Here is a 23,745-nt window from a genome sequence, read left to right as displayed (position 1 = left end):
CCAAGGGCGGCCTGGCGCCAGGCCCGCAAGCCGGTGGGGTTGAACGACGCCCACTCATCCCGTCGGGGGCACACCGAAAAATATCAAGGTGAGCCGGCAGGGGTCATCAACCTCATCAAGGCGGCGGCGGCACATCAGGATTTTATCAAGGTGGCTCATGGTGAGTGGTTTAACTGTTTGTATTTAATGGGTTTATATGAGTTGTTCTGAGCGGCTTTAAAAAAGTGTGCTCATGTTTTTATCCCTGAGGGGGCCCTTATGTTTTCCGCGGGCTGGCGGTCTAGTCTGTGCCCATTCTCTGGCGGGAGCTTCCGCCAGTAGTGTTTGACGACCCGACCTTTTATAGACCCGGAGATCCTATGTCCCTCGATACGAGCAAGAAGATCGGCCTCATCGCCTGTACAGGTGTGGTGGCCGGCAACATGATGGGGAGCGGCATCGCGCTGCTGCCTTCGGCCCTGGCCACTGTCGGTTCCATCTCGGTATTCAGCTGGGCTATCTGCCTGGTGGGCGCCATGGGCCTGGCATTCGTGTTCGCCCGCCTCGCCACCAAGAACCCGCAAGAAGGGGGCCCCATCGCCTATGCCGGTGAAATCTCCCCGGTGTTCGGCTTCCAGACCGGGGTGCTCTACTACCACGCCAACTGGATCGGCAACCTGGCCATCGCCATCACCGGCGTCTCTTATCTGTCGGTGTTCTTCCCCATCCTCAACAACCCCATCCCGGCGGCCGTGGCCACCATAGCGGCGGTCTGGATCTTCACCTTCGTCAACCTGCTTGGCGGCAGCTGGGTGAGCCGACTCTGTACTCTGGGGCTGGTGCTGATCCTGCTGCCGGTGGTGGGCACCGCCCTGATGGGCTGGGCGCATTTCGATACCACCCTCTACAGCCAGAACTGGAACACCACAGGCGGCAGCGATCTGCACGCCGTCATCAGCGCCGTGCTGATCTGCCTCTGGTCCTTCGTCGGGGTGGAGTCCGCCGCCGTCTCCTCCGGCATGGTCAAGGATCCCAAGCGCACAGTGCCGCTCGCCACCATGCTGGGCACCGGCATCGCCGGCGTCATCTACATACTCTCCACCCAGGTGATCGGCGGCATGTTCCCGGCCGGTGAGGTGGCTGCCTCGGGCGCCCCCTTCGCCATGGCCTCTTCCGCCATCTTCGGCGACTGGTCTGCCCCCTTCGTCTCCGCCTTCACCGCCCTGGCCTGCTTCACCTCGCTCGGCTCCTGGATGATGCTGGTAGGGGAGGCGGGCAAGCGTGCCGCCCACGACGGCAACTTCCCGAAGATCTACGGTGAGCTGGACAAGAACGGCGTCGCCAAGAAGGGGCTGATCCTCGGCTCCCTCAAGATGACGGCCCTGATGGTGGTGCTGACCGCCTTCACCTCCCAGTCCGCCCACGCCGCCGACCTGTTCAACGTGCTGACCACGGATGCGGTGTTGCTGACCATGCTGCCCTACTTCTACTCCAGTATTAACCTCATCCGCTTCGAGGGCATGACCTCCCGCAGCATAGGCGCCATGCTGTTCTCCGGTGTCGCCAGCGTGTTCTGCCTGGTGGCCCTGATGGGCGCCAAGGGGTCCAACCTCACCGCTACCTTCGTGGTGTCGCTCATCATCCTGATGTTCTACGCCAAGAAACAGGGGTTGCGTCAGCACGACGCCTTGCTCAACGAGCAGCCCAGCCACTAACTCCGTTTCCCTTTTTCCTGCGCTCTTCACTCACCATCCCTGATGGAGAGCGCCTCTTCACGTGTGGAGCATCAAGATGAATATCATTGCCATCCTCAACCACCTGGGCGTGTTCTTCAAGGAAGAGCCCATTCGTCAGCTGCAGGCCTCCCTCGAGCGCAAAGGCTTTCAGGTGGTCTATCCGGTCGACGTGGCCGATCTGCTCAAGCTGATCGAGAAGAACCCCCGCGTCTGCGGCGCCATCTTCGACTGGGACAAGTACTCCCTCGGCCTGTGCAAGGAGATCCACGATCGCAACGAGAAGCTGCCGATCTTCGCCTTCGCCAACGACCAGTCGACCCTGGACATTCACCTTACCGATCTGCGCCTGAACGTGCACTTCTTCGAGTACCGTCTCGGCATGGCCGACGACATCGCCCTCAAGATGGGCCAGGCCACCCAGGAGTATCAGGACGCCATACTGCCGCCCTTCACCAAGGCGCTGTTCAAGTACGTGGAAGAGGGTAAATACACCTTCTGTACCCCGGGCCACATGGGCGGTACCGCATTCCAGATGAGCCCGGCCGGCAGCATCTTCTATGACTTCTACGGCCCCAACGCGTTCAAGGCGGATGTCTCCATCTCCATGCCGGAGCTGGGCTCCCTGCTGGATCACTCGGGTCCGCACAAGGAGGCCGAGGAGTACATAGCCCGCACCTTCAACGCCGATCGCTCCTACATAGTCACCAACGGCACCTCTACCGCCAACAAGATAGTCGGCATGTTCTCCGCCCCGGCGGGTAGCACTGTGCTGGTGGATCGCAACTGCCACAAGTCCCTGACTCATCTGATGATGATGAACGACGTGACCCCGATCTACTTCCGGCCGACCCGCAACGCCTACGGCATCCTGGGTGGCATTCCCCAGAGCGAGTTCAGCCGCGAGACCATCGCCGCCAAGGTGGCCGCCACCCCGGGCGCCCAGGCGCCGCGCTACGCGGTGATCACCAACTCCACCTACGATGGCCTGCTCTACAACACCGGCTTCATCAAGGAGAGTCTGGATACCCCCTACATCCACTTCGACAGCGCCTGGGTGCCCTACACCAACTTCAGCCCCATCTATGAGGGCAAGTGCGGCATGAGCGGCGAAGCCATGCCGGGCAAGGTGTTCTACGAGACCCAGTCCACCCACAAGCTGCTGGCGGCCTTCTCCCAGGCCTCGATGATCCACATCAAGGGTGACGTGGAGGAGGAGACCTTCAACGAAGCCTTCATGATGCACACCTCCACCTCGCCCCAGTACGGCATAGTGGCGTCCACCGAGATCTCCGCCGCCATGATGCGGGGCAACACCGGCAAGCGGCTGATCAAGGACTCCATCGATCGCGCCGTCTCCTTCCGTAAAGAGATCAAGCGGTTGCGGGAGCAGAGCGAAGGCTGGTTCTTCGACGTCTGGCAGCCGGACGACATCGACACCCTCGAGTGCTGGAAGCTGGATCCCAAGGACGACTGGCACGGCTTCAACGGCATCGACGATGACCACATGTATCTGGATCCCATCAAGGTCACCCTGCTGACCCCGGGGATGAACCGTCAGGGCGAGCTGATGGAGCGCGGCCTGCCCGCCTCTCTGGTCTCCAAGTTCCTCGACGAGCGCGGCATAGTGGTGGAGAAGACCGGCCCCTACAACCTGCTGTTCCTGTTCTCCATCGGCATCGATCAGTCCAAGGCGATGCAGCTGCTGCGCGCCCTGACCGAGTTCAAGCGCGGCTACGACCTGAACCTGACCATCAAGAGCATCTTGCCGAGCCTCTACCGTGAAGACCCGAGCTTCTACGAAGGCATGCGCATCCAGGAGCTGGCCCAGAGCATCCACGCCCTGACCAGCAAGTACCGCCTGCCGGAGCTGATGTTCAAGGCGTTCGACGTGCTGCCGGAGATGAAGATGACCCCGCACGTCGCCTGGCAGCAGGAGCTGGCCGGCAACCTGGAAGAGGTGCCGCTGCGTGACATGGTGGATCGCATCAGCGCCAACATGATTTTGCCCTACCCGCCGGGAGTGCCGCTGGTGCTGCCGGGGGAGATGGTGACCGCGGATTCCCTGCCGGTGCTGGAGTTCCTCGAGATGCTGTGCGAGATCGGGGCCCATTACCCTGGCTTCGAGACCGACATCCACGGCCTCTATCGCCAGGCCGATGGCAGCTACACCGTCAAGGTGCTGCGTTAATCGAGAGTGACAACAACGGGCCGCGAGGCCCGTTTTTCCCTGCGGGGTTTAACCCTTTTTGTGTGAGTCGCCATCATGAAACGAGTTCTCTCCATTCAATCCCACGTGGTGTTCGGCTGTGCCGGCAATGGTGCCGCCGTGTTTCCCATGCGCCGCATGGGGCTGGAAGTCTGGCCGGTCAATACCGTGCAGTTCTCCAACCACACCCAGTACAGCGCGGGCTGGCAGGGGATGGGGATGCCGGATGGTCACATCCGCCAGCTGATGACGGGCCTCGCCGACATAGGCGTGCTGGGGCAGTGCGATGCGTTGCTGAGCGGCTACCTCGGCTCCGCCGAGCAGGGGGAGGAGATCCTGGCCGCGGTGGCCCATCTCAAGGCGCTCAATCCAGAGGCCCTCTATTTTTGTGACCCCGTCATGGGTCACCCCGACAAGGGGTGCATAGTGGCCCCCGGTGTCGCCGATTTCTTCAAGACGCGGGCGCTGGCCTGCGCCGACATGCTGGCCCCCAATCTGCTGGAGCTGGAGCAGCTGACCGACCGCGAGATCCAGAATCTGCCCGAGGCGCTGGCGGCCTGCCAGCAGTTGCGCGAGCAGGGGGTCAAGCTGGTGATGGTCAAGCATCTGGGGCGGGCCGGGTTTGCCCTGGACAGGTTCGAGATGCTGCTGGTGTGCGACGCCGGGGCCTTTCATATCTCCCGGCCCCTCTATCCGTTCAAGCGCCATCCCATCGGGGTGGGGGATCTGCTCAGCGCCATCATGCTGGCCAATCTGCTGGCCGGACAGGATCCCGTGCAGGCGTTCGAGCGCACCAACGCCAGCGTGGATGCGGTCATGGCCCACACCTGGCTGGCGGGGGCCTATGAGCTGCAGCTGGTGACGGCGCAGCAGGCGATGGCCGAGCCCGAGGTCCACGCCCGAGCCATCCGGCTCTAGCCTGCCGTTCTTGCGGCCAGGGCTAGCCGGCGCGGCGTGTCAGTTGTGCCTCCTGGCGGGGGCCGAGCGGCCGGGTGCGGCGCAGCGGACGGGGGGCGCAGGCCAGGGCGAGGCGGCGCCACTCCCGCCACAGCAGCCAGCACAGCGGCAGGGTCAGCAGCAGTACCGTGGTGGGCTGGGCCATCAGCACCCCATCGCGGCCCCACTGCAGCGGCAGCAAGAAGATCAGCGGCAGCAGCAGCAGGGTCTTGGCCGCCGAGATGATCAGCGCCTGGCGGGTGCGCGCCATGGATTGCAGCAGCACTATGCCGAACATGATGATCCCCTCCAGCGGGATGGCGGCGAGGTTGAGGGTCAGGCTGCTGACGGCAGCGGAGAGCAGCTCCTCATCCTGATCGCCGGTATAGAGCATGGCCACCTGGCGTGGCAGCAGCTGGATCAGCAGCCAGACCAGCATGCCGTAGATCAGCGTGATCTTGAGCCCCATCTCCATCAGGAATTTCAGATCCCGGTGGCGCCTGGCCCCCGCCGCCTGGCTGATGAGGGGTTGGATGCCGAACGCCAGGCCTTGCAATATCACGATGAACACCGCCTCGGTGTAACCGGCCACGGTGAAGCCGGCCAGATCCTTGACCGAGCCGTGGACCATCAGCTGGCTGTTGTGCAGCAGCAGCAGCAGCCCCAGGTTGAACTGGGCGATCAGGCTCGGCAGCCCGGTGAACAGCAGGCCGGGCATGGCCGGCAGATCGGGCGCGAGCTGGCGCCACGAGAGGCGCAGCCTGGCATGGGAGGTAAAGAAATAGCCGAGGCCCAGCAGGCTGACGATGCCCTCTGAGATGAGGGTGGCCTGGGCCGTGCCCACCAGCCCCAGTCCCAGCCGGCCGACCATCACATAGTTGAGCAGGATGTTGAGCACGGCGCCGGCACTGACCAGGATCATGGCCAGTCTGGGCCGGCCGTCGTTGCGCAGCAGGTAGGGCACCGCCAGGTTGCTGGCCAGCAGCAGGGTGCCGCCGCCGATCCACAGGAGGTAGTCGCTGGCCTGCTGCCAGGTCTCGGTGCCCTGCTCGATCCCCAGTCCCAGCAGGATGTCGATGTGCCAATGGTACAGCAGCAGCGGCGCCGTGGTGCCCAGCAGCACCAGCAGCCAGAGCGCGTTGACCAGGGCCTGGCGGGCCTGGTGGAGGTTCTTCGCCCCCTGCTGGAAGGAGATGGCGGTCGCCGCCCCCATGGCGATCATGGCGGCGAGACCGATCAGCACCATGATGACCGGATAGACCAGGTTGATGCCGGCGAGGCCGGCGGCCCCCACGTAGTGGCCGACGAAGATGCCGTCGACCAGGTAATAGGCGCCGGACACCAGCATGGCGAGGATGGAGGGGAGGGCATAGCCCCAGAAGCGACGGGTCATGGCCCGTTGGCGTCGGGTGAAATAAGCGGACATGGCGATGCTTCTTGCTGTGTTGGGATCGAAGCACCAGTGTAGATTTTTACGTTTTGATTGATAATCCGGTGTTTATTTGATGAGTTGATGAATTCCGCTCAGTAATTGCGACGGCTGGTGGTGCGCCTTGAGCATGTCGATCAGGGCGCGCAGGCCGTGTCCCAGCTGATGGCGGCTGGGGTAGAAGAGACAGAAACCGGCAAAGGTTGGGCTCCATGAGGTCAGCACGCTCACCAGGCTGCCGCTCGCCAGCTGCTGGCGAACCTCCTCCTCCAGGCAGTAAGCCAGCCCCAGCCCCGCCTCGGCGGCCCCCAGGTAGAGGGCCGGGGTGCTGGTGGTCAGCGGCCCGCTCACCTCGATCTCCAGCAGTTTGCCGTCGGCGGCAAAGGCCCAGCGGTAGTGGTGATGGGGGGTGAGGCGGTAGCCGATGCAGTCATGCTGGACCAGCTCGGCCGGGTGCTGGGGCGTGCCGCGCCTGGCCAGATAGGCCGGGGATCCCACCACCAGATAGCGCTGCAGCGGCCCGAGCGGGATGGCGATCATCTCTTTGGGCAGCAGATCCCCATAGAAGATGGCGGCATCATAGCCGTCCTCGATGAGGCGCGGCATCAACTCCTGCTCCACCACCTCCACCTGCACCCGCGGATAGCGCACCAGATAGTCGATCAGCACCGGGGCCAGCACCTCATCGATGGCCCCGCGCGGCGCACAGATCTTCAACCTGCCGACCGGCTCATCGCTGTGACGGGTCAACTCGTCGAGGGCCCCCTCCAGCTGGGTCAGAGTCGGCACCAGCTGTTGCAGCAGCCGCTGACCGGCGTCGGTCGGCACCACGGCTCTGGTGCTGCGATTGAGCAGCCTGACCCCGAGTCGACTCTCCAATCCCTTCAGGCTATGGCTCAGGGCGGAGGCCGAGACCCCGAGTTCGAGGGCGGCCTTGCTGAAGCTCTGGTGGCGGGCGACGGCGGCAAACACCGCCAGTTCGGCGAGATCGGTGCGGGTGATGGTCATCTTGATTCGACAGGCTGAGGGCGAAAAACAAGGGTACGCCAAGGGGCTGACACACACAATCTGCGTTCGGAACCAGGCATGTTACGCATTTGTTGATCGCGGTAAGTATTGGAATCTATTGAAACAAATTTGATTTGTTAAAAAAAGCTAACAAATCGGCGTCTGTAATGTGATCTCGAACGACCGAAAGTCGACCACAGTCAAACTTTGGTTGATTAATTCAAAAAAACGCTGTGATTAATAGGGGCATTTAATTAGAGTCAGCTCATCGGATGAGGTGCTTGTTGCTGAGTTGTTAGCGCAATCGGGTGCCTCAACCAGGTTCAGGATCTCATGCCGTCGTTTGTTGCAATTCGGTTATCACAAGGAGCGATAGCCTGATTGCCGGGGCGTGAGGGGGTAGTGACAAGGACGAACAGCAGGCGTTCCAGGGAAACGGAACCGGGCCAGCTGGCCAATAGACAACAAGATTCCACTTTCCTTGATGACAGGAACAACTTATGTCCGACATGAATATTGCAGTTGATGGTCGTTTAGCCAGTCAGGCTTCCCGTGGCATCAATAAGGCCGACCTGGTCTGGATGCTGGGTCTGTACGGTACCGCTATCGGTGCCGGTGTGCTCTTCCTGCCGATCAACGCCGGTGTAGGTGGCCTCTGGCCGCTGGTTGCCATGCTGATCCTGGCTCTGCCGCTGACCTTCTTCGCTCACCGCGGTCTGGCCCGCTTCGTGCTGTCCGGCTCCACCCGTGATGGCGACATCACCGAAGTCGTAGAAGAGCACTTCGGCAAGACTGCAGGCAAGTTCATCACCCTGCTCTACTTCTTCGCCATCTACCCGATCGTACTGATGTATTCGGTCGCCATCACCAACACCGTTGAGAGCGTGATTGTTCACCAGCTGGGTATGACGGCACCTCCCCGTGCCATCCTGTCGCTGGCGCTGATCCTCGGTCTGATGGCGATCGTTCGCCTCGGCGGCCAGTTCATCGTCAAGGCGATGAGCGTGCTGGTATTCCCGTTCGTGATCACCCTGATGGGCCTGGCGTTCTACCTGATCCCGCACTGGAACGGTACCATCATCACCGAAGCGCCAGCGCTGGCTGACGCCTTCAACGGTGACTTCCTCAAGACCCTGTGGCTGGCCATCCCGGTCATGGTGTTCTCCTTCAACCACTCCCCGATCATCTCCTCCTTCGCGGTGGACAACAAGGGTCGTTACGGTGAAGGTGCCGAGAAGAAGTGCAGCAACATACTGCTGGGTGCTCACGTCATGATGGTGATGACCGTTATGTTCTTCGTATTCAGCTGCGTACTGAGCCTCTCCCCGGCTGACCTGGCTGCTGCCAAAGAACAGAACATCTCCATCCTGTCCTACCTGGCCAACCACTTCGACAACCCGGTTATCGCCACTGTGGCTCCGTTGATCGCCATGGTTGCCATCAGCAAATCCTTCCTGGGTCACTACCTGGGTGCGCAAGAAGGAATGAACGGCCTGATGGCCAAGGCGCTGCGCGAGAAGGGCAAGAACGTTGACATCAAGCAGCTGAACAAGGTGACTGCGGTCTTCATGATCCTGACCACCTGGGCCATCGCCACCATCAACCCGAGCATCCTCGGCATGATCGAAGACCTGGGCGGCCCCATCATCGCCATGCTGTTGTTCCTGATGCCGATGTACGCCATCACCAAGGTGCCGGCCATGCGCAAATACGCTGGCAACATCAGCAACGGCTTCGTGACCCTGATTGGCCTGATCGCCATGTCCGGTATCATCTACAAGCTGATTGCCTGATAACTCCGGTTACGCTGTTGAAAGAAGAAGCCGCCTCGTAAGAGGCGGCTTTTTTTGTTTGAGCAACGGATAGCCCTTAACAAGCAAGGGGCTGCGGCCTAACATGGCGGGGTGTTTTTCCAGTCAGGACAAAAGGATATGTCTGCGTTGAAGAAAGAGCTCGGGCTCTGGCAGGGGATGGGGCTGCTCGCCACCTCCCTGCTCGGTACCGGGATCTTCGTGGTACCGGCGACCGCGGCGTCGCTGGCGGGGGGCGCCTCGCTCTGGGCCTGGCTGTTGCTCATCGTGCTGGTGCTGCCCATCGCCTTCACCTTCGCCCGCCTCGGCCGCCGTTATCCCCACGCGGGCGGGGCACCCCATCTGATCGGGCTGGCGTTTGGCAACGGTGCCGAGCGTTTCTCCGCCTTCCTGTTTCTGGCGGTGCTGCCGGTGGGGCTGCCCGCCGCGCTCACCATAGCCGCCGGCTTCTGGCACGCCCTGTTCGATGTGGGCGAGCTGACCCTCTGGGCCATCCAGCTGTTGACCCTGCTCGGGGTCTTCCTGCTCGGCCTGCGTGGTGCCCGCTCCTCCGGCAACCTGCAACTGCTCATCGCGCTGGCGATCCTGGGGCTGACCCTGCTCATCTGGATCAAGGGAGATCTGAGCTGGCGCGACGCGGCCCAGCCGCTGCCGACGGCAGCCGAGTGGCCCGCCATGGGCACGGCGCTGGCGGTGATGTTCTGGTGTTTCGTGGGGCTGGAGGCCTTCGCCCACATGGGGGAGGAGTTCAAGCGGCCGGAGCGGGACTACCCGCTGGCCCTGCTCGGCGGCGTGCTGCTGGCGGGGCTGATCTACTGGGTCCACTCGCTGGTGGTGCTCAAATATGGGCTCTATGGCGATGAGGCGACCAATGCCACCGCCATCCCGGCGCTGCTCTCGCTGCTGTTCGGGCCGACCGCCAAGTGGCTGGTGGCGATCCTGGGTTATCTCTCCTGCTTCGCCAGCATCAACATCTATCTGCAGGGTTTTGCCCGCCTGATCTGGAGCATGGCGCGGGAAGGCAAGCTGCCGGTCTCCCTCTCCCGGCTCAGCGCCCGCGGCGCCCCGCTGGCGGCCCTGTGCTGGGTGCTCGGCATCTGCCTGCTCTCCATCACCCTGATCCTCTGGTGGCGGCTGCCCCTGGATGCGCTCATTCGCTATGCCAACGGCAACTTCGTGCTGGTCTACCTGCTCTGCATGGCGGCGGGCTGGCGCCTGCTCGGTGGGGTGGGCAAGGGGCTGGCGGGCCTGAGCGTGCTGCTCTGCCTGGCGGTGCTGGTGGCGCTCGCCTCCGAGGTGCTCTACGCCCTGCTGCTGAGCGCGGGCTATGGCCTCTTCTCCCTGTGGCGGCGCCATCGTCGTCGGGGCCATGCCAGCCGCCTCTCGACCATCGAGTAACACCGTGTCACGGATAAAAAAAGCCCCGCCAATGCGGGGCTTTTTCATGGTGCTCGACGTTAACCGTCAGTCGTCATCGAGGCCGAGCCGCTCGGCGAGCCGTTGCAACTCGTCGCGCCAGCCCTGCTGCAGCCGCGGGGTCTGATGCCTGGGCTTGCGGGCGAGATCGGCGGCCAGCAGGCCATCCAGCTCGTACCAGCGCGCCAGCAGCGCCTCGTCGCCCTCCGCCCGGGTGGCCTCCTCCGTCGGCGCTTCATGGGGTGCAATGCCGCCGGGGGGCAGGCTGTCGCCGCGCAGCTCGGCATAGGCTTGCTCGGCGCCGTGGGCCTCCAGGATCCTGCCCTCCCTGATCACCCAGAAGCGGTTGCAGCTGCGCTCGATCAGATCCCGGTCGTGGGAGATCAGCAGCACCCCGCCGGCAAACTGCGCCAGCGCCTCGGCCAGCTCCTCCTTGCCCTCCAGATCCAGATGGTTGCTGGGCTCATCGAGCCAGAGCAGGTGATGGCTCGCCAGCGACAGGGCGAGAAACAGCAGCCTGGCCCGCTCGCCGCCGCTTAAGGCATGCACCCGCTGGCCGTGACGGGCGTAGGGGAAGCCCGCGCGGATCAGGGCCTGGCGCAGGGTTATCGCCGGCAGCGGGGCCAGGGCATAGAGCGCATCGGTCAGGGTCGCCTGGTCGTCGAGTTGCTGCAGGGACTGATCGTAGTAGGCGATGCTGGCCGCAGGGTGACGGTACCAGCCCTCCGCCTGGCGCTGCTCGCACAGCTCGCGCCAACACTGGCGCAGCAGGGAGGACTTGCCCGCCCCGTTGGCACCGAGCAGGGCGACCCTGTCGCCGGAGCGCAGCCAGAGTCCCTCGGCCCGCAGCAGGGGCGGCAAGGCGGGGGCCGGGCGCACGTCGAGCGCCTCCAGCCGCAGCAGGGCGTCGGCGGGCAGCCCCAGCCCGTGCAGCTCGAGCCGCCAGGGGGCGCCGGCACCGACCAGGCTCTGCTCCTCCAGCAGCCTGACGATCCGCTTCTCCATGGACTTGGCCTGGCGCACCAGCTTGGCGTTGTCATGCTCCCGTCCCCAGATGGCGAGCCGCTTGCTGCTGGCGCTCAGGCGGTCGATCTCCTTCTGCTCATCAGCCCGGCGCTGGCGGGCGCTCTCGTCCTCCTGTACCAGCGCCGCCCTGGCCTGGCTGCAGGGCAGGGCGAAGCGATAGATACGTCTGTCCCGCAGGATCAGGGTGTCCTGGGTGACCCGGTCGAGCAGGCGAGCATCGTGGGAGACCAGCACCAAGGCCCCGCGCCAGCCCTGCAGGAACTGTTCAAGCCAGAGCAGGGAGGGGAGATCCAGGTGGTTGCTTGGCTCGTCGAGCAGCAGCAGGTTGGGTTGGCGCAGCAGGGCCCGGCCCAGCTGCAATCGACTGTGCTGGCCGCCGCTCAGGCTGGTGACGACCTGCGCGGCGTGCGGCGCCAGCTGCAGATCCTCGAGCATCTTGTCCAGCTGCCAGCCGAGGGCGGGATCGTCCGCCACGGCATCGCCGAGGGCGGCGCGGGTGCTGAGCCCGTGCAAACGGCTGGGAAGGTGCTGCGTCACGAACTCGCAGCGACAGGGGGCGGCTCTGTGGATACGCCCGTCATGGGGCTCGACCTGGCTGGCCAGCAGGCTGAGCAGGGTGCTCTTGCCGCTACCGTTGGCGCCGATGAGGCCGATGCGGTCACCGCTGTGGATGCTGAGATCGATGCTGTCGAACAGGGGAAGCTCTCCCGCGTTCATCTGCAGGGAGTGGGTGCTCATCAAAGTTGTCATGCTCTTGCTCTCTAAAATGCGGGATCAAAGATCCCTGTCATCAGGAGCGCTGGCGACAACGGTCGAGAAAGGTCTCGGTCAAGAAGGGAGTCGGCTTTGCTCGAACCCGCTATCGCAGCGCGATGGTATGCAGGCAAGAGCACTCGAATGTGCCGAACAGGCGGGCCGAGAACATCGGACACGCTTGGATAACCATTTTTTACCTCCTTATTTTCGTGATGGCACCGTGCGGCGATTATAGGCACAGAAGAAAAGGGTCGTCTATTGGGGCCATGAGGTGTCAAGACAGGTGGGGGGAGAGGCTCAGAGGGTGGGCGATGAGAGCGGCCTCAGCCTGCGATAACGCAACAGCCCCGCGATGCGGGGCTGTGTTACAAAGTGGTGGGTGTGAGCGAGCCAGTCAATCGCGGGGGGTCTTGAGCGCCTGGATCACGTCGTCACCGGGGGCCAGCTCGCTGACGTGGTTGAAGCTGTCGAGCCCGGCCTGCGGGTTGATGGTGAACGCATCGGCGCTGAGGTAGCCACCGCTGCCGGCGCTCTCCACTATGACGATGAGCTCCGGCTGCTTGTCACCGTTGAGATCCTGCAACCTCAGCTCCTTGATGCCGCCGTCCCGCGCCTGCACCTTGCCATCGATGAACTGATCGAGGGGGAACTGGGGGTTGGCGCCGGAATAGAGGCGCACGTCGTAGCTGCCGATGGAGGCGGGTTCACCGCGTCCCTCGGCGACGGTGAGCACCTGACCGGTGGGGAGCGTCAGCTGCTTGAAGAAGCCCTCTGCCGCCTGGCTGGTCAGTGGCAGAGTGAGCAGTCCGAGAGTAATCAATAAGGCTTTCATGGATGTGACCCTTGTTGCTGCTGGGATGGCAGGGGCTTGCCCCTGCCATCATGTCTGTGTTCGGCGCCGGAATCCGTGTCGGGTCCGGCGCCTTCTCTTTTACTACCCTATCCGGTGCGCTTGGCCGGGTCCAGACAGGGAGGATTTCTCTGCCCTCTCTATTACCATATCTTGACCCGTTTGGCAGGGTCCAGATAGAGCTTGTCGCCCGGCTGGATGTTGAACGCCTCGTAGAAGGCGGGGATGTTCGGCACCACCCCGTTGACCCGATACTCGGGCGGGGAGTGGGGATCCGAGGAGAGCAGCATCTGCATCAGCTCGGGGCGATACATGCCCTTCCACACCTGGGCCCAGCCGAGGAAGAAGCGCTGCTCGCCGGTGAAACCGTCCAGCACAGGCGCTTCTTCGCCCTTGAGCGACAGCAGGTAGGCCTTGTGGGCTATGGTGAGGCCGCCGAGATCGCCGATGTTCTCCCCCAGGGTGAACTGGCCGTTGACGTACTGGCCCTTGATGGGCTCGAAGCGGTTGTACTGGGCCACCAGCCGGCTGGTGCGGAAGCGGAACTCCTTGAGATCGCTTGGGGTCCACCAGTCGCGCATCACGCCGTCGCCGTCGGACTTGGCACCCTGATCGTCGAAGCCGTGGCCCATCTCGTGGCCGATCACGCCGCCGATGGCACCGTAGTTCACCGCGTCATCCGCTGTCATGTCGAAGAAGGGGGGCTGCAGTATGGCGGCCGGGAATACTATCTCGTTGTTGCTCGGGTTGTAGTAGGCGTTCACCGTCTGCGGTGACATGTGCCACTCGTCCCTGTCCACCGGCTTGCCGAGGCGGGCCAGGTTGTCGGCGTATTCGAAGGCGCGGGCCCGCTGCAGGTTGCCCACCAGATCGTCCTGGCGGATCTCGATGGCGCTGTAATCCTTCCACTTGTCCGGGTAGCCGATCTTGGGCCTGAACTTGGCGAGTTTCTCAAGGGCCTGGGTCTTGGTGGTCGGCGACATCCAGTCCAGCTCCTCGATGCTCTGGCCGTAGGCAGTGCGCAGGTTCTCCACCAGCTGCTCCATGCGGGCCTTGGCCTGGGGCGGGAAGTAACGTTCCACATAGAGCTGGCCGACCGCCTCACCCAGCAGATCGTCAAGTACCCCGAGCGCACGCTCCCAGGGGGCGCGCTGCTTGGGGGTACCGCTCAGGGTGGTGCCGAAGAAGGCGAAGTTCTGACGATCGGTCTGGCCGTCGAGATAGGGGGCGTAATCGGTGATGAGGTGCCACTTGAGGTAGGCTTGCCAGTCGCCGATCGGGGTCTGCTGCATCAGGCCGTTGAGGGCCGACAGATAGCTGGGCTGGCCGATCACCAGGCTGCTCTGGCCGGCGAGGCCGGCCTGGCCAAGATAGGCATCCCAGTCGATGGCGGGGGCTAGGCGCTTGAGCTCGCCGAGGGAGCCCTTGTTGTAGTTCTTCTCCCGATCCCGCAGGGTCACGTTGTCCCACTGGATCTGGGCGATCCGGGTCTCCAGGGCCAGGATGCGTTTCGCCTTGGGCCCCGCATCCGTCTCGCCGAAGCGGCTCAGCATGCCGGCGATGTGCTGCTCGTACTTCTGTCTCAGCGCCTGGCTGGCCGCATCACTCTTGAGGTAGTAATCCCGATCCGGCAGGCCGAGCCCGGACTGATAGAGGTAGACAGCGTAGCTGTCCGGCGCCTTGGCGTCGGCATCGATCCAGAAGCCGAACGGGGCATTGCCGCCGAGGCGGCCGGCCTGGGCGAAGGCCTTGGCCAGCGTGCTCTGGTCGCTGATCCGGTCGATCTCGCTGAGCTGGGGCAGCAGCGGGGCCGTGCCCTTGGCGTCTCGCGTGCCCTGATCCAGGTAGCTGCGATAGAGATCGTGGATCTGCTGGGCCGGCGTCCCCGCCGCGGCCGCCTTGCCGTCCAGCCCTTCCACCAGCACCCGCACATCGGCGAGGGACTTGTCCCGCAGCAGGTAGAAGGCGCCATCGGCCGGCCTGTCGTCCGGGATCTTGGCCGTCGCGAGCCAGTGGCCGTTCACGTAGCGGAAGAAGTCATCGCCGGGCTTGACCCGGGTGTCCATGTTGGCCAGCGCGAGGCCGGAGTGCTTGCTTGCTGTGTCCGGCGCCTGACTACAACCGGCTAACAACGCCAACCCGATGAGGCCGGCCAGTATGCTTTTCTTATTGTTCATTCGCTTGATTCCAATTCGGGTTATTCAGCTTCCCAGCCCAGCTCGGGAGGGATCTCACTCTAGCAGTCCGGTTACAGCTTGATAAGCCTGACTCTGCTAAGATCCCACCAGCCGTTTTGGGGAAGCCTATGATTTCTCGTATTTATTCTCGTTTTTGTCAGACCCTGCCAGCGCCGGAAGGTTCCAAAGGCCTGCTGGTTGCCTTCAGTGGCGGGCTCGATTCCACCGTCTTGCTGGTGCTGGCGGCGCAATTTGCCCGCGAACACCGGCTCGGGTTGCGCGCCCTGCACGTGCATCACGGCCTGAGCCCCCATGCCGACGCCTGGGTGGCGCACTGCGAAGGCCTGTGCCGGCAGCTGGCAGTGCCGCTCCTGGTCGAGCGGGTGCAACTGGCGCGCGGCAACGGTGAGAGCCTGGAGGCCCAGGCCCGTGAGGCGCGCTATCTGTGCCTGGCCGCCCACCTCGGGCAGGGGGAGTGGCTGCTCAGCGCCCATCACCAGGACGATCAGCTGGAGACCCTGCTGCTGGCGCTCAAGCGCGGTGCCGGCTTGCGGGGGCTGGCGGGCACAGTGCCGAGCCAGCCCTTCGCCGGGGGGCTCCTGTTGCGGCCGCTGCTCGAGGTCAGCCGGGCCGAGCTGGCGGAGGCGGCGGCGAGCCTGCCCCATGGCTGGGTGGAGGACGAGAGCAACCTGGACGAGAGCTATGATCGCAACTTCCTGCGCCAGACGCTGATCCCGCAGCTCAAGGCGCGCTGGCCCGCCATGGCCCAGACGGCGGCGCGCAGCATGGCGATCTGCGCCGAGCAGGAGGCCTTGATCACCGAGCTGGCGGAAGAGGATTGGCATAGAGCCGGGGAGGGGGATGCCTTGCACATAGCTCCGCTGCAGGCCCTGTCGCCGGCCAGGCGCAACAACCTGCTGCGCCACTGGATCCGCCGCCAGGGCGGGGAGATGCCCTCGCGGGAGCTGCTTGGCCTGCTCTGGCAGGAGGTGGCGCTGGCGCGGGAGGATGCCAATCCGCAGTTGGGCTTGAAGGATCTGCAGTGCCGCCGCTTTCAGGGACGGCTGTATCTGGTGCGGCCCAATCTGCTGCCCCGGCACGAGGAGTTGCCCATCCGGGTGGGAGAGTCGGTTGAGCTGCCGGACGGGCTGGGCTGGCTCAGCCTGTGCCTGCAACCCGAGGGGGAGGGGCTGCGCTTGCCCCGGGCGGACGAGCCGCTGTCGGTGCGTTTTCAGGTGGCGGCGGGCAGCATGCTCAAACCGGTGGGGCGGGTGGGCAGCCGGCGGCTGAAGAAGCTGCTGCAAGAATATGGGGTGCCTTCCTGGCAGCGGGGCCGCATCCCCATCCTCTATTACGGCGAGCAGGTGGCGGCGGTTGCCGGCCTCTTCGTCTGTGACGGTTTTCAGGTGCCGGCGGGCGGCATCGGCTGGCATTGGCAGAAACCTGAGTCAGTCGAGATTTGAACCCGGCCCATCATTCCGATGGACCGGTCACTGCGGCCCGCTTGCGTGCGTATGGATGAGGGCATCGGCCTGGACCATCACTCTGACGCACCGCTGACTCCGGCTCTCTTGCGGGCGTAGAGGTGGGCATCCGCCGCCTCATACAGGCTCTGTACATCCACCCCGACCTGCCAGCTGGCGGCGCCCAGGCTGCAGCTGACCGCGAAGGCGCTGAGCTCCTCGTGGCTATGCATCACATGTTGCAGGCGTAGCCAGACCGGGCGCCAGGCCTCGGGTTCGGCGGGTTGCAGCAAGAGCGCGAATTCGTCGCCACCGAGACGAAAGGCCTGATCCGTGCCGCGGATGCAGCCGTTGAGCAGTTGCGCGAAGCGGCTCAGCACCAGATCCCCCACCGGGTGACCCCAGGTGTCGTTGACCTGCTTGAACCTGTCCAGATCCAGCAACACCAGCACCAAGCCGTGGGATTCTCGGCAGTGCTGCTCCACCGCACGACCTATGGCCTCATCGAAATAGGAGCGGTTGCCGAGCCCGGTCAGGTGATCGAGCCGTACCTGCCGCTCCAGCCCATCCAGCCGCAGATAGAGCGGCAGTGGCAGGCAAAGCAGCTGATGATATTGGCGCAGCAGCCGCTGCTGATCGTCGCTTAGGGGCTGCTCCAGCTCGTATTGCAGCAGACCGAGGCGCTGATCATGCTGGCCACGCAACTCGAATCGATAGCTATGTAGCACCTGATGGGTCTGGGGCGGGCGGCAGATGAGGCTATGGGGCTGGCCGCAGTCGAGATGGAGGCTATGGATACGGACAACCTTTGCCACCCGCTCGGCAAAGATTGCCAGCAGGGCGTCAAGATCCCGTTGTGCCAGCAGCCGCTCGAGCAACTGCTGGCGCTCCTGGCCGGCCAGCGGCCTGAGCCGCTCCATCTGCTGCACCCACTGTTCGATGCCATGCCCGAAGCCATTCAATGATGATGTGTTTTCCACGCGACAGCCCCTAACCATCCAGCTTGCTTGTCCTTGCCTGCCCCTTCCCTGCAATACTTGTGCCCTAAATATGTTCGATAGTGAACAAGGGCGCTGGCTAGGCTTAACGAAACAAAAAGGAAGGAAAAAAGAGGTGGCTGGCGGGGTGCCAGCGGCGCGGCTAACGCCTCGTCGGCCCCGTCGTGCACGGGCTTTGGCCCAGTGCAGAACCGCCAGAGGCAAGCGCGGGTGAAGCGGACGCCGGGAGCCCGAGGCGTTCCTCAACGCTGGTGAAGGGGTTGGCCTCGCGGCCGCCGCGCCGGGAGATAAATGGGAGAAGCCATTGTATGCAGACGTATTGATCCTGCTGCTCGCCGCCGTCCTGCTGGTGGCGATCTTCCGGCGCCTCGGCCAGCCGGTGATCCTCGCTTACCTGTTCGTCGGCATGCTGCTCGGCCCCCATGGCGCCGCCATCGTCACCGGGCAGGCGATCATGCAGACCATAGGGGAGCTCGGCATCGTCTTCCTGATGTTCTCCCTCGGGCTCGAGTTCTCACTGCCGCGCCTGCTCTCCATGCGCAAGCTGGTGCTGGGGGTCGGCGGCCTGCAGGTGCTGTTCACCACCTCGCTGTTCTTCTGGCTAGGGTGGTGGTGGGGGCTGACCCTGCCCCAGGCGCTGGTGGTCTCGGGCACCCTGGCGCTCTCCTCCACCGCCGTGGTGATCAAGCAACTGGGGGAGCTGAAGCAACTGCACACCCGACGGGCCCAGCTCGGGGTGAGCATCTTGCTGTTCCAGGATCTGGCGGTGGTGCCGCTGCTGGTGATGATCCCCATACTCGCCAGGCCCGAGGTGCAGGGCAGCGCCCTGTTGGCGGAGATCGCCTGGGCCTCCCTCAAGGGGCTGTTCGCCCTGATCGCCCTGCTCGCCGTGGGAAAATGGCTGCTGCCCACCCTGTTTCACGAGGTGGCACGGGCGCGCTCCGACGAGCTGTTCGTGCTCAGCGCCCTGCTGGTGGCCTTGCTGGCGGCGTCGCTGACCCAGTGGATGGGGCTCTCCATGGCGCTCGGTGCCTTCCTGGCCGGCATGATGCTGGGGGAGTCCCACTATCGCCATCAGCTCGAGGTCGACATCAAGCCGTTTCGGGACGTGCTGATGGGGCTCTTCTTCATCACCATCGGCATGGCCATGGAGTGGCAGCTGGTGGCGCGGGTCTGGTGGCTGGTGCTCGCCAGCGTGCTGGGGCTGATCCTGTTCAAGTCGTTGCTGGTGCTGCTGGCGGGCCGGTTGATGGGGGAGCGCAAGCGCGATGCCATGGCGGCCGGCATCATGCTGAGCCAGGTGGGGGAGTTCGGCTTCGTGCTGCTGGCGCTGGCGAGCCACCATGGTCTGCTCAGCCAGCAGCAGGTCTCCCTGCTCATCGGCATCGGGGTCACCTCCATCGCCCTGACCCCCTGGCTGGTGCAGAAGGCGCAGGGGCTGGCCCACTCCCTTACCGATGCTGCGCTGCTCTCCCGCTCCGAGGTGGCCCAGTCGGGATTGAGCAAGCATCAGCACGTCATCATCGCCGGCTTCGGCCGCACCGGGCAGACCTGTGCCCGTTTTCTCAAGCTCGAGGAGCTGCCCTTCCTCGCGCTGGATCTGGATCCGGAGCGGGTGAACGAGGCCAAGCTGGCGGGGGAGCAGGTGGCGTTCGGTGACGCCAGCCGCCGGGATATCCTGCTGGCCGCCGGCCTCATGCGGGCAAAGTTGGTGATCATCACCTTCGATGATCGCAAGCGGATCGATGCCATGCTGACCCTCATCCGGGAGCTGGCGAGCGGGGTCAAGGTGCTGGTGCGCACCCGGGACGACAGCTTTCTCGAACACTACAAGCAGGCCGGGGCCTTCGAGGTGATCCCCGAATCCCAGGAGGGGGCCCTGATGCTGGTGTCCCACCTGCTGGTCAACTGCGACATCCCCATCGGCCGGGTGATCCGGCGCATGGAGCACGAGCGCAGCAGCCAGTACCGCTTCCTGCACGGCTTCTACTGGGGGGATCAGAGCGCCAACAACCTGGAGACGGATCAGCTGCTCGAGCGGCTGCATCCCGTGCTGCTGCACGATCAGGCCTGGGCGGTGGGGCGTCGGGTGCGGGAGCTGGCCCTCGGCGAGGTGCGGATCAAGGCGATCCACCGCGGCGAGCAGAGCTTGGAGCCGAGGCCCGAGCTGCGGCTGGCCGCCGGCGATCGACTGGTGCTGTTTGGCAATGCGGTGGCGATGGAGCGGGCCGAGCAGCGCCTGCTGGAGGGGCACTAGGCGAGCCGCCTCCTCACGCCTCCTCGCGGATCCGCTCCTCTATGCCCAGGAAGGCCTCGATGCGCTGGCGTTCCCCCAGCGCATCCTGATAGCCGAGCTTTATCAGCTGCTGGCAGTAACCCGGATCGAACATCAGGAAGCTGGCCAGGCTGCTGCTCTCGCTGCCGGTGACCCCCATCACCCGCAGTAGGCGGCGCACATGGGTCGGCAGCCTGGGCAGGTAGTCGAGGGCGATGAGATCCAGATCCTGGCTAGGTCTTATCACACAGGTCTCCACCTGGCGCAGCTTCAGCCGATTGCGCTCCCGCTCCGGAATGAGTGCCAGGGTCTGGTTGATGCGCCCCAGCCGCTCCAGATCCGAGTTGAGGGTGTCGGAGAAGACGGTGTTGAGCAGATGGCCGGCGATGTTGGAGCTGGTCAGATGGCGCTGATGCGGCGCCATCGCCGCCGGGTGTGGCGAGTCCAGGGTCACCAGCAGGATCCGCTCCGCCCCCAGGTGGATGGCGGGGCTCAATGGGCTCAGCTGGTGGATGGAGCCGTCCCCGTAGAAGCTGTCGCCGATGCGGGTAGCCGGGAAGACGAAGGGCAGCGCCGAGGAGGCCAGCAGGTGATCCGAGGTGAGCAGGGTGCGCAGGCCGCGCCGTCTGGCCCGCTCCCAGGGCTGATGCTCGGCCCGCCCCTGGAAGAAGGTGGTGGAGAGGCCGCCATCATAGTCCGAGGCGGTGATGGCGATGGCCTCCAGGCTGCCGTAGAGGATGTTGTCATCGATGCGGTGATAGTCGATGACCTGCTCCAGCAGGCGGCGCAGCGGCGCATTGTCGAACAGGTGAAAGGCGCGGTTGCTGCTCGGGCTGATGAGGCCGGCCGAGCCCTGATACAGGGTGCGCCACAGCAGCTGGCAGGGGTGGAAGTCGAAGATGTGGTGGGTCTCGAAGCGGCGCCAGATCCACTCCAGCTTGCGCACCCCCAGATGGAAGCAGGAGGCGTAGCAGGCCAGCGCCGTGACGTTCAGCGCCCCGGCCGAGGTGCCGCACAGGATGGGAAACGGGATGCCGAGGTTGCGGGGGTAGAGCTCGGCCACGGCCTTGAGGACACCGACCTGATAGGCGGCGCGGGCACCGCCACCGGTCAACAGAAGCGCTGTATTGGGTCTGGCCATGACGCTACCCCTTATGTTGTTGCCGGCAAGCAGCCACCATGGGCGGGTCTGAGCATGATGTTGCGCCTTGTTGTTGCCATCTGCGCGTTTTACCACCGAGCAATTCAACTATAAGCCGCTGTATCAAATATAAAAATGGCCGCCTCATCATTTTTTGAGGCGGCCAGTTAGCGGCAGTATCAGGCGGCGCCCTGGGGCTGGGTCAGCCGATCGAAGGCGGCGAATACCGGGGGGCTGGCGAGGATGCGGCCATGGCCGAGGCCACGGGTGCTCACCAGCCGGGTGCGGCCATCCTGCGCCGCGCGTAGCGAGTCCTTATGGGGGGCGAACCTGTCCTCCTCGTCGTGGACGATGAGGGCATGGCCGGCGCGACTGGCGAGCCGGCCGAGGGGATCGACGGTGCTGAGGGGATGCTGGTATTCGTGCTCTATCTCTTTCACCACCGCATCGAACAGCCGGATGGAGTAGCCGGAGCGCGCCACCATGCCATAGAGCTGGGGCACGTAGTCGAGCACGGGGGAGATCAGCAACAGCGGCAGCCTGTCGAGGGCGGGATGCTGGCTGGCGAGGGTGACGGCGCCGCCCATGCTGTGGGTGATGACCCCCTCGATGGGGCCGAACCGCTCGAGCAGCTCGTCGAAGGCGCGCACGAACCTGGGCAGGTGGCCGGTGTGGCCGTCACTCCGGCCGTGGGCCGGGTGATCGTAGGCCAGCGCCGTGAAGCCCTGGGCGGCTATATGGGCCATCAGCGGGTAGAACTGGCTGGCGCTGCCGGACCAGCCGTGCATCAGCAGCCAGACCGGTCCCTGGCCGAGCCGATAGCTCATCAGCGCCCCTTCGCGGGTATGCACCGCCTGTTGCACCAGCCCGGCCGGCGCGTCGGTTTCACGGCTGGGTCGTTGCGGGGTCAGCAACAGCTTGCTGGCGGTACGCCTGGCGTGGGCGGGGGCCAGCACGTGGTGCAATCGGGTGCCGAGCCCCAGCAACAGCTTGCTCGGGCTGAAACGGCGGGTGTTGAAATAGATCTTGCTGCTCATGGTCATCCTGTCGTTTTTATGTGCGAACGGTCGTGCTTTTTTATCGGTTTTTAAAAGGAAAACTGAAAATCAGCGCCAGCTCAGCAGCAGACTCTCCACCTCGGGCCAGAAGTGGCGGGCCGGATCCTGACACAAATCCAGCGCATTGAACACCTGATCCCCGAGATAGAGGCCATAGAGCCGGTAGACGGCGCGCCAGGGATCCAGATCCCTGCGCCACTCGCCCTGGGCCTGGCCCTGCACCACCTGGCGAGCCAGGTAGTCGAGCCAGAAGCGCACCAGCTGGCGGGCCGCCTGCTGCACCTCCCCCTCCTGGGCCGAGGTCCAGGCGTCCAGGAACATGCAGCGGCCGGCAAAACTCTGGTTCCAGGCGAGCCAGGCGTGGAGCAGGGCGGTCAGCTTCTGCTGCTGGGTCTGATGCTGCTGCCGGCGCACCGGCTGGATCACCCGCTCCCTAAACACCTCGGCGGAATAGCCCAGCACGGCGATCTGCAGGTTGTCGCGGGACTGAAAATGGGCGAACAGGCCGCTCTTGGACATCTCGCACAGGCTGGCGAGGGAGCCTATGGTCAGGCTCTCCAGCCCTTGCTGGCTGGCCTGCTCGAAGGCGGTCTGCAAAATGTTCTCGCGGGTCAAACGGCCCTTGCTCATCGGCGGATCCTCACTGTTGCCAGCAGCATAAAGTACGATCGTACTATTTGTCGAGTCACAAACCGGCGGAAGGCGCTAGACCGCCCGGGCTCAGTCGTCCTTGATGCCCATCTGCTGCAGGGCGATGACCGCCTGGGTGCGGTTCTTGACACCGAGCTTGCGGAAGATGGCGGTGATGTGGGCCTTGATGGTGGCCTCGGAGACCTTGAGCTCCCAGGCGATCTGCTTGTTGAGGCTGCCGTCGCGCAGCATGATCAGCACCTTGTACTGCTGGGGGGTGAGGCTGGCCAGCTTGCTGGCGAAGTCGGGGCCATCCTCGGACTCGGGCCGCAGGGAGATCCCCTCCGGCACCCAGTTATCGCCTCCGATCACCGTATTGAGGGCGCTGACCAGCTCCTTCATGGGGACGGACTTGGGGATGAAGCCGAGGGCGCCGAGGCGCAGTACCTGCTGGATGATGGCGGGATCTTCCGAGGCGGACACCACGACGATCGGCAGATCCGGGTATTGGCCACGCAGGTAGGCGAGCCCTTCGAATCCGTTGGCTCCCGGCATCTTGAGATCGAGCAGCAGCAGATCCACCTCGGGGTGTTCTCCCAGCAGCTGAGTCAGGCTGTCGATGGAGTCGGCCTCCAGCAGTCGGGCCTCGTCGATGGCCATGTGCACCGCCTGATAGAGGGCGCCCCGAAACAGGGGGTGGTCATCTGCGATGACGATGGTAAATTGGCTGTCCATTGCTCACATTATTGCTAACTGATTGTTTTGAAAAATCAAACTAGCACTGCTCCTGTGGGGGGTCAAACCCGCAGCGGTGCAAATGTGAGGCGACCATGGGATGTCGTGCCAACGG

Annotated in this window: 17 protein-coding genes; 7 read left to right on the top strand and 10 right to left on the bottom strand. The window is 64.3% G+C overall.

Annotated features, from left to right (window positions below):
* Positions 1–359 precede the first annotated feature (359 nt).
* The 3 genes from cadB (at position 360) to pdxY (ending at position 4,839) form a co-directional block, all read left to right on the top strand.
* Positions 360–1,694 (top strand): cadaverine/lysine antiporter, encoded by a 1,335-nt coding sequence (gene cadB / locus KW825_RS08640; protein WP_042654051.1) that lies wholly within the window; start codon positions 360–362, stop codon positions 1,692–1,694.
* Between the two features lie 76 nt (positions 1,695–1,770).
* Positions 1,771–3,903 carry a lysine decarboxylase CadA gene (locus tag KW825_RS08635; RefSeq protein WP_218328951.1) on the top strand — a complete coding sequence of 711 codons (2,133 nt, stop codon included), beginning with the start codon at positions 1,771–1,773 and terminating at the stop codon, positions 3,901–3,903.
* A 75-nt stretch (positions 3,904–3,978) separates the two neighbouring features.
* Positions 3,979–4,839: a pyridoxal kinase PdxY gene (gene pdxY, locus KW825_RS08630; protein WP_218328950.1), complete on the top strand. Its 861-nt coding sequence runs from the start codon at positions 3,979–3,981 to the stop codon at positions 4,837–4,839.
* Positions 4,840–4,861: 22 nt separating this feature from the next.
* On the opposite strand, the gene KW825_RS08625 is transcribed toward pdxY, so the two are convergent.
* Positions 4,862–6,283, bottom strand: a complete 1,422-nt coding sequence (locus KW825_RS08625; protein WP_218328949.1) for an MATE family efflux transporter — start codon at positions 6,281–6,283, stop codon at positions 4,862–4,864.
* A gap of 72 nt (positions 6,284–6,355) precedes the next feature.
* A complete protein-coding gene (locus KW825_RS08620) occupies positions 6,356–7,294 on the bottom strand; it encodes a LysR family transcriptional regulator (RefSeq protein WP_218328948.1) in 939 nt (312 codons plus the stop codon).
* Between the two features lie 500 nt (positions 7,295–7,794).
* Between KW825_RS08620 and KW825_RS08615 the strand changes: the two genes are divergently transcribed.
* Positions 7,795–9,087, top strand: a complete 1,293-nt coding sequence (locus KW825_RS08615) for an HAAAP family serine/threonine permease (protein WP_042654047.1) — start codon at positions 7,795–7,797, stop codon at positions 9,085–9,087.
* A gap of 138 nt (positions 9,088–9,225) precedes the next feature.
* Entirely contained in the window at positions 9,226–10,503 is a 1,278-nt protein-coding gene (yjeH, locus tag KW825_RS08610) for an L-methionine/branched-chain amino acid transporter (RefSeq protein ID WP_218328947.1), read from the top strand.
* 66 nt (positions 10,504–10,569) lie between these two features.
* Here yjeH and KW825_RS08605 read toward each other — a convergent pair whose 3' ends face one another.
* From KW825_RS08605 to KW825_RS08595, 3 genes are all read right to left on the bottom strand, one after another.
* Positions 10,570–12,297, bottom strand: coding sequence for an ATP-binding cassette domain-containing protein (locus KW825_RS08605; RefSeq protein WP_218328946.1), 1,728 nt, complete (start codon positions 12,295–12,297; stop codon positions 10,570–10,572).
* Between the two features lie 400 nt (positions 12,298–12,697).
* Positions 12,698–13,135 carry a PliI family lysozyme inhibitor of I-type lysozyme gene (locus KW825_RS08600; RefSeq protein ID WP_218328945.1) on the bottom strand — a complete coding sequence of 146 codons (438 nt, stop codon included), beginning with the start codon at positions 13,133–13,135 and terminating at the stop codon, positions 12,698–12,700.
* A gap of 161 nt (positions 13,136–13,296) precedes the next feature.
* Positions 13,297–15,330: a M13 family metallopeptidase gene (locus KW825_RS08595; RefSeq protein WP_218328944.1), complete on the bottom strand. Its 2,034-nt coding sequence runs from the start codon at positions 15,328–15,330 to the stop codon at positions 13,297–13,299.
* Positions 15,331–15,458: 128 nt separating this feature from the next.
* On the opposite strand from KW825_RS08595, the gene tilS reads away from it, so the two are divergent.
* Positions 15,459–16,793: a tRNA lysidine(34) synthetase TilS gene (tilS, locus tag KW825_RS08590; protein ID WP_218328943.1), complete on the top strand. Its 1,335-nt coding sequence runs from the start codon at positions 15,459–15,461 to the stop codon at positions 16,791–16,793.
* Between the two features lie 77 nt (positions 16,794–16,870).
* Here tilS and KW825_RS08585 read toward each other — a convergent pair whose 3' ends face one another.
* Complete coding sequence (locus KW825_RS08585) at positions 16,871–17,791, bottom strand: GGDEF domain-containing protein (protein ID WP_218328942.1); 921 nt, start codon at positions 17,789–17,791, stop codon at positions 16,871–16,873.
* 304 nt (positions 17,792–18,095) lie between these two features.
* Between KW825_RS08585 and KW825_RS08580 the strand changes: the two genes are divergently transcribed.
* On the top strand, positions 18,096–20,048 hold the full coding sequence (locus tag KW825_RS08580; RefSeq protein WP_218289869.1) for a cation:proton antiporter: 1,953 nt from the start codon (positions 18,096–18,098) through the stop codon (positions 20,046–20,048).
* Positions 20,049–20,061: 13 nt separating this feature from the next.
* Here KW825_RS08580 and KW825_RS08575 read toward each other — a convergent pair whose 3' ends face one another.
* The 4 genes from KW825_RS08575 to KW825_RS08560 all read right to left on the bottom strand — a co-directional run bounded on the left by KW825_RS08575 (position 20,062) and on the right by KW825_RS08560 (position 23,630).
* Positions 20,062–21,207: a patatin-like phospholipase family protein gene (locus tag KW825_RS08575; RefSeq protein WP_218328941.1), complete on the bottom strand. Its 1,146-nt coding sequence runs from the start codon at positions 21,205–21,207 to the stop codon at positions 20,062–20,064.
* Positions 21,208–21,386: 179 nt separating this feature from the next.
* Complete coding sequence (locus tag KW825_RS08570) at positions 21,387–22,244, bottom strand: alpha/beta hydrolase (protein ID WP_218328940.1); 858 nt, start codon at positions 22,242–22,244, stop codon at positions 21,387–21,389.
* A gap of 69 nt (positions 22,245–22,313) precedes the next feature.
* Complete coding sequence (locus tag KW825_RS08565; protein ID WP_218328939.1) at positions 22,314–22,895, bottom strand: TetR/AcrR family transcriptional regulator; 582 nt, start codon at positions 22,893–22,895, stop codon at positions 22,314–22,316.
* A 90-nt stretch (positions 22,896–22,985) separates the two neighbouring features.
* Complete coding sequence (locus KW825_RS08560; RefSeq protein ID WP_042654036.1) at positions 22,986–23,630, bottom strand: response regulator transcription factor; 645 nt, start codon at positions 23,628–23,630, stop codon at positions 22,986–22,988.
* Positions 23,631–23,745: the final 115 nt, after the last annotated feature.

The sequence above is a fragment of the Aeromonas sp. sif2433 genome (assembly GCF_019218705.1).
Classification (GTDB): domain Bacteria; phylum Pseudomonadota; class Gammaproteobacteria; order Enterobacterales; family Aeromonadaceae; genus Aeromonas; species Aeromonas encheleia.
The sequence above is the reverse complement of the archived record's forward strand: the minus strand, read 5'-3'. Positions and strand labels throughout refer to the sequence as shown.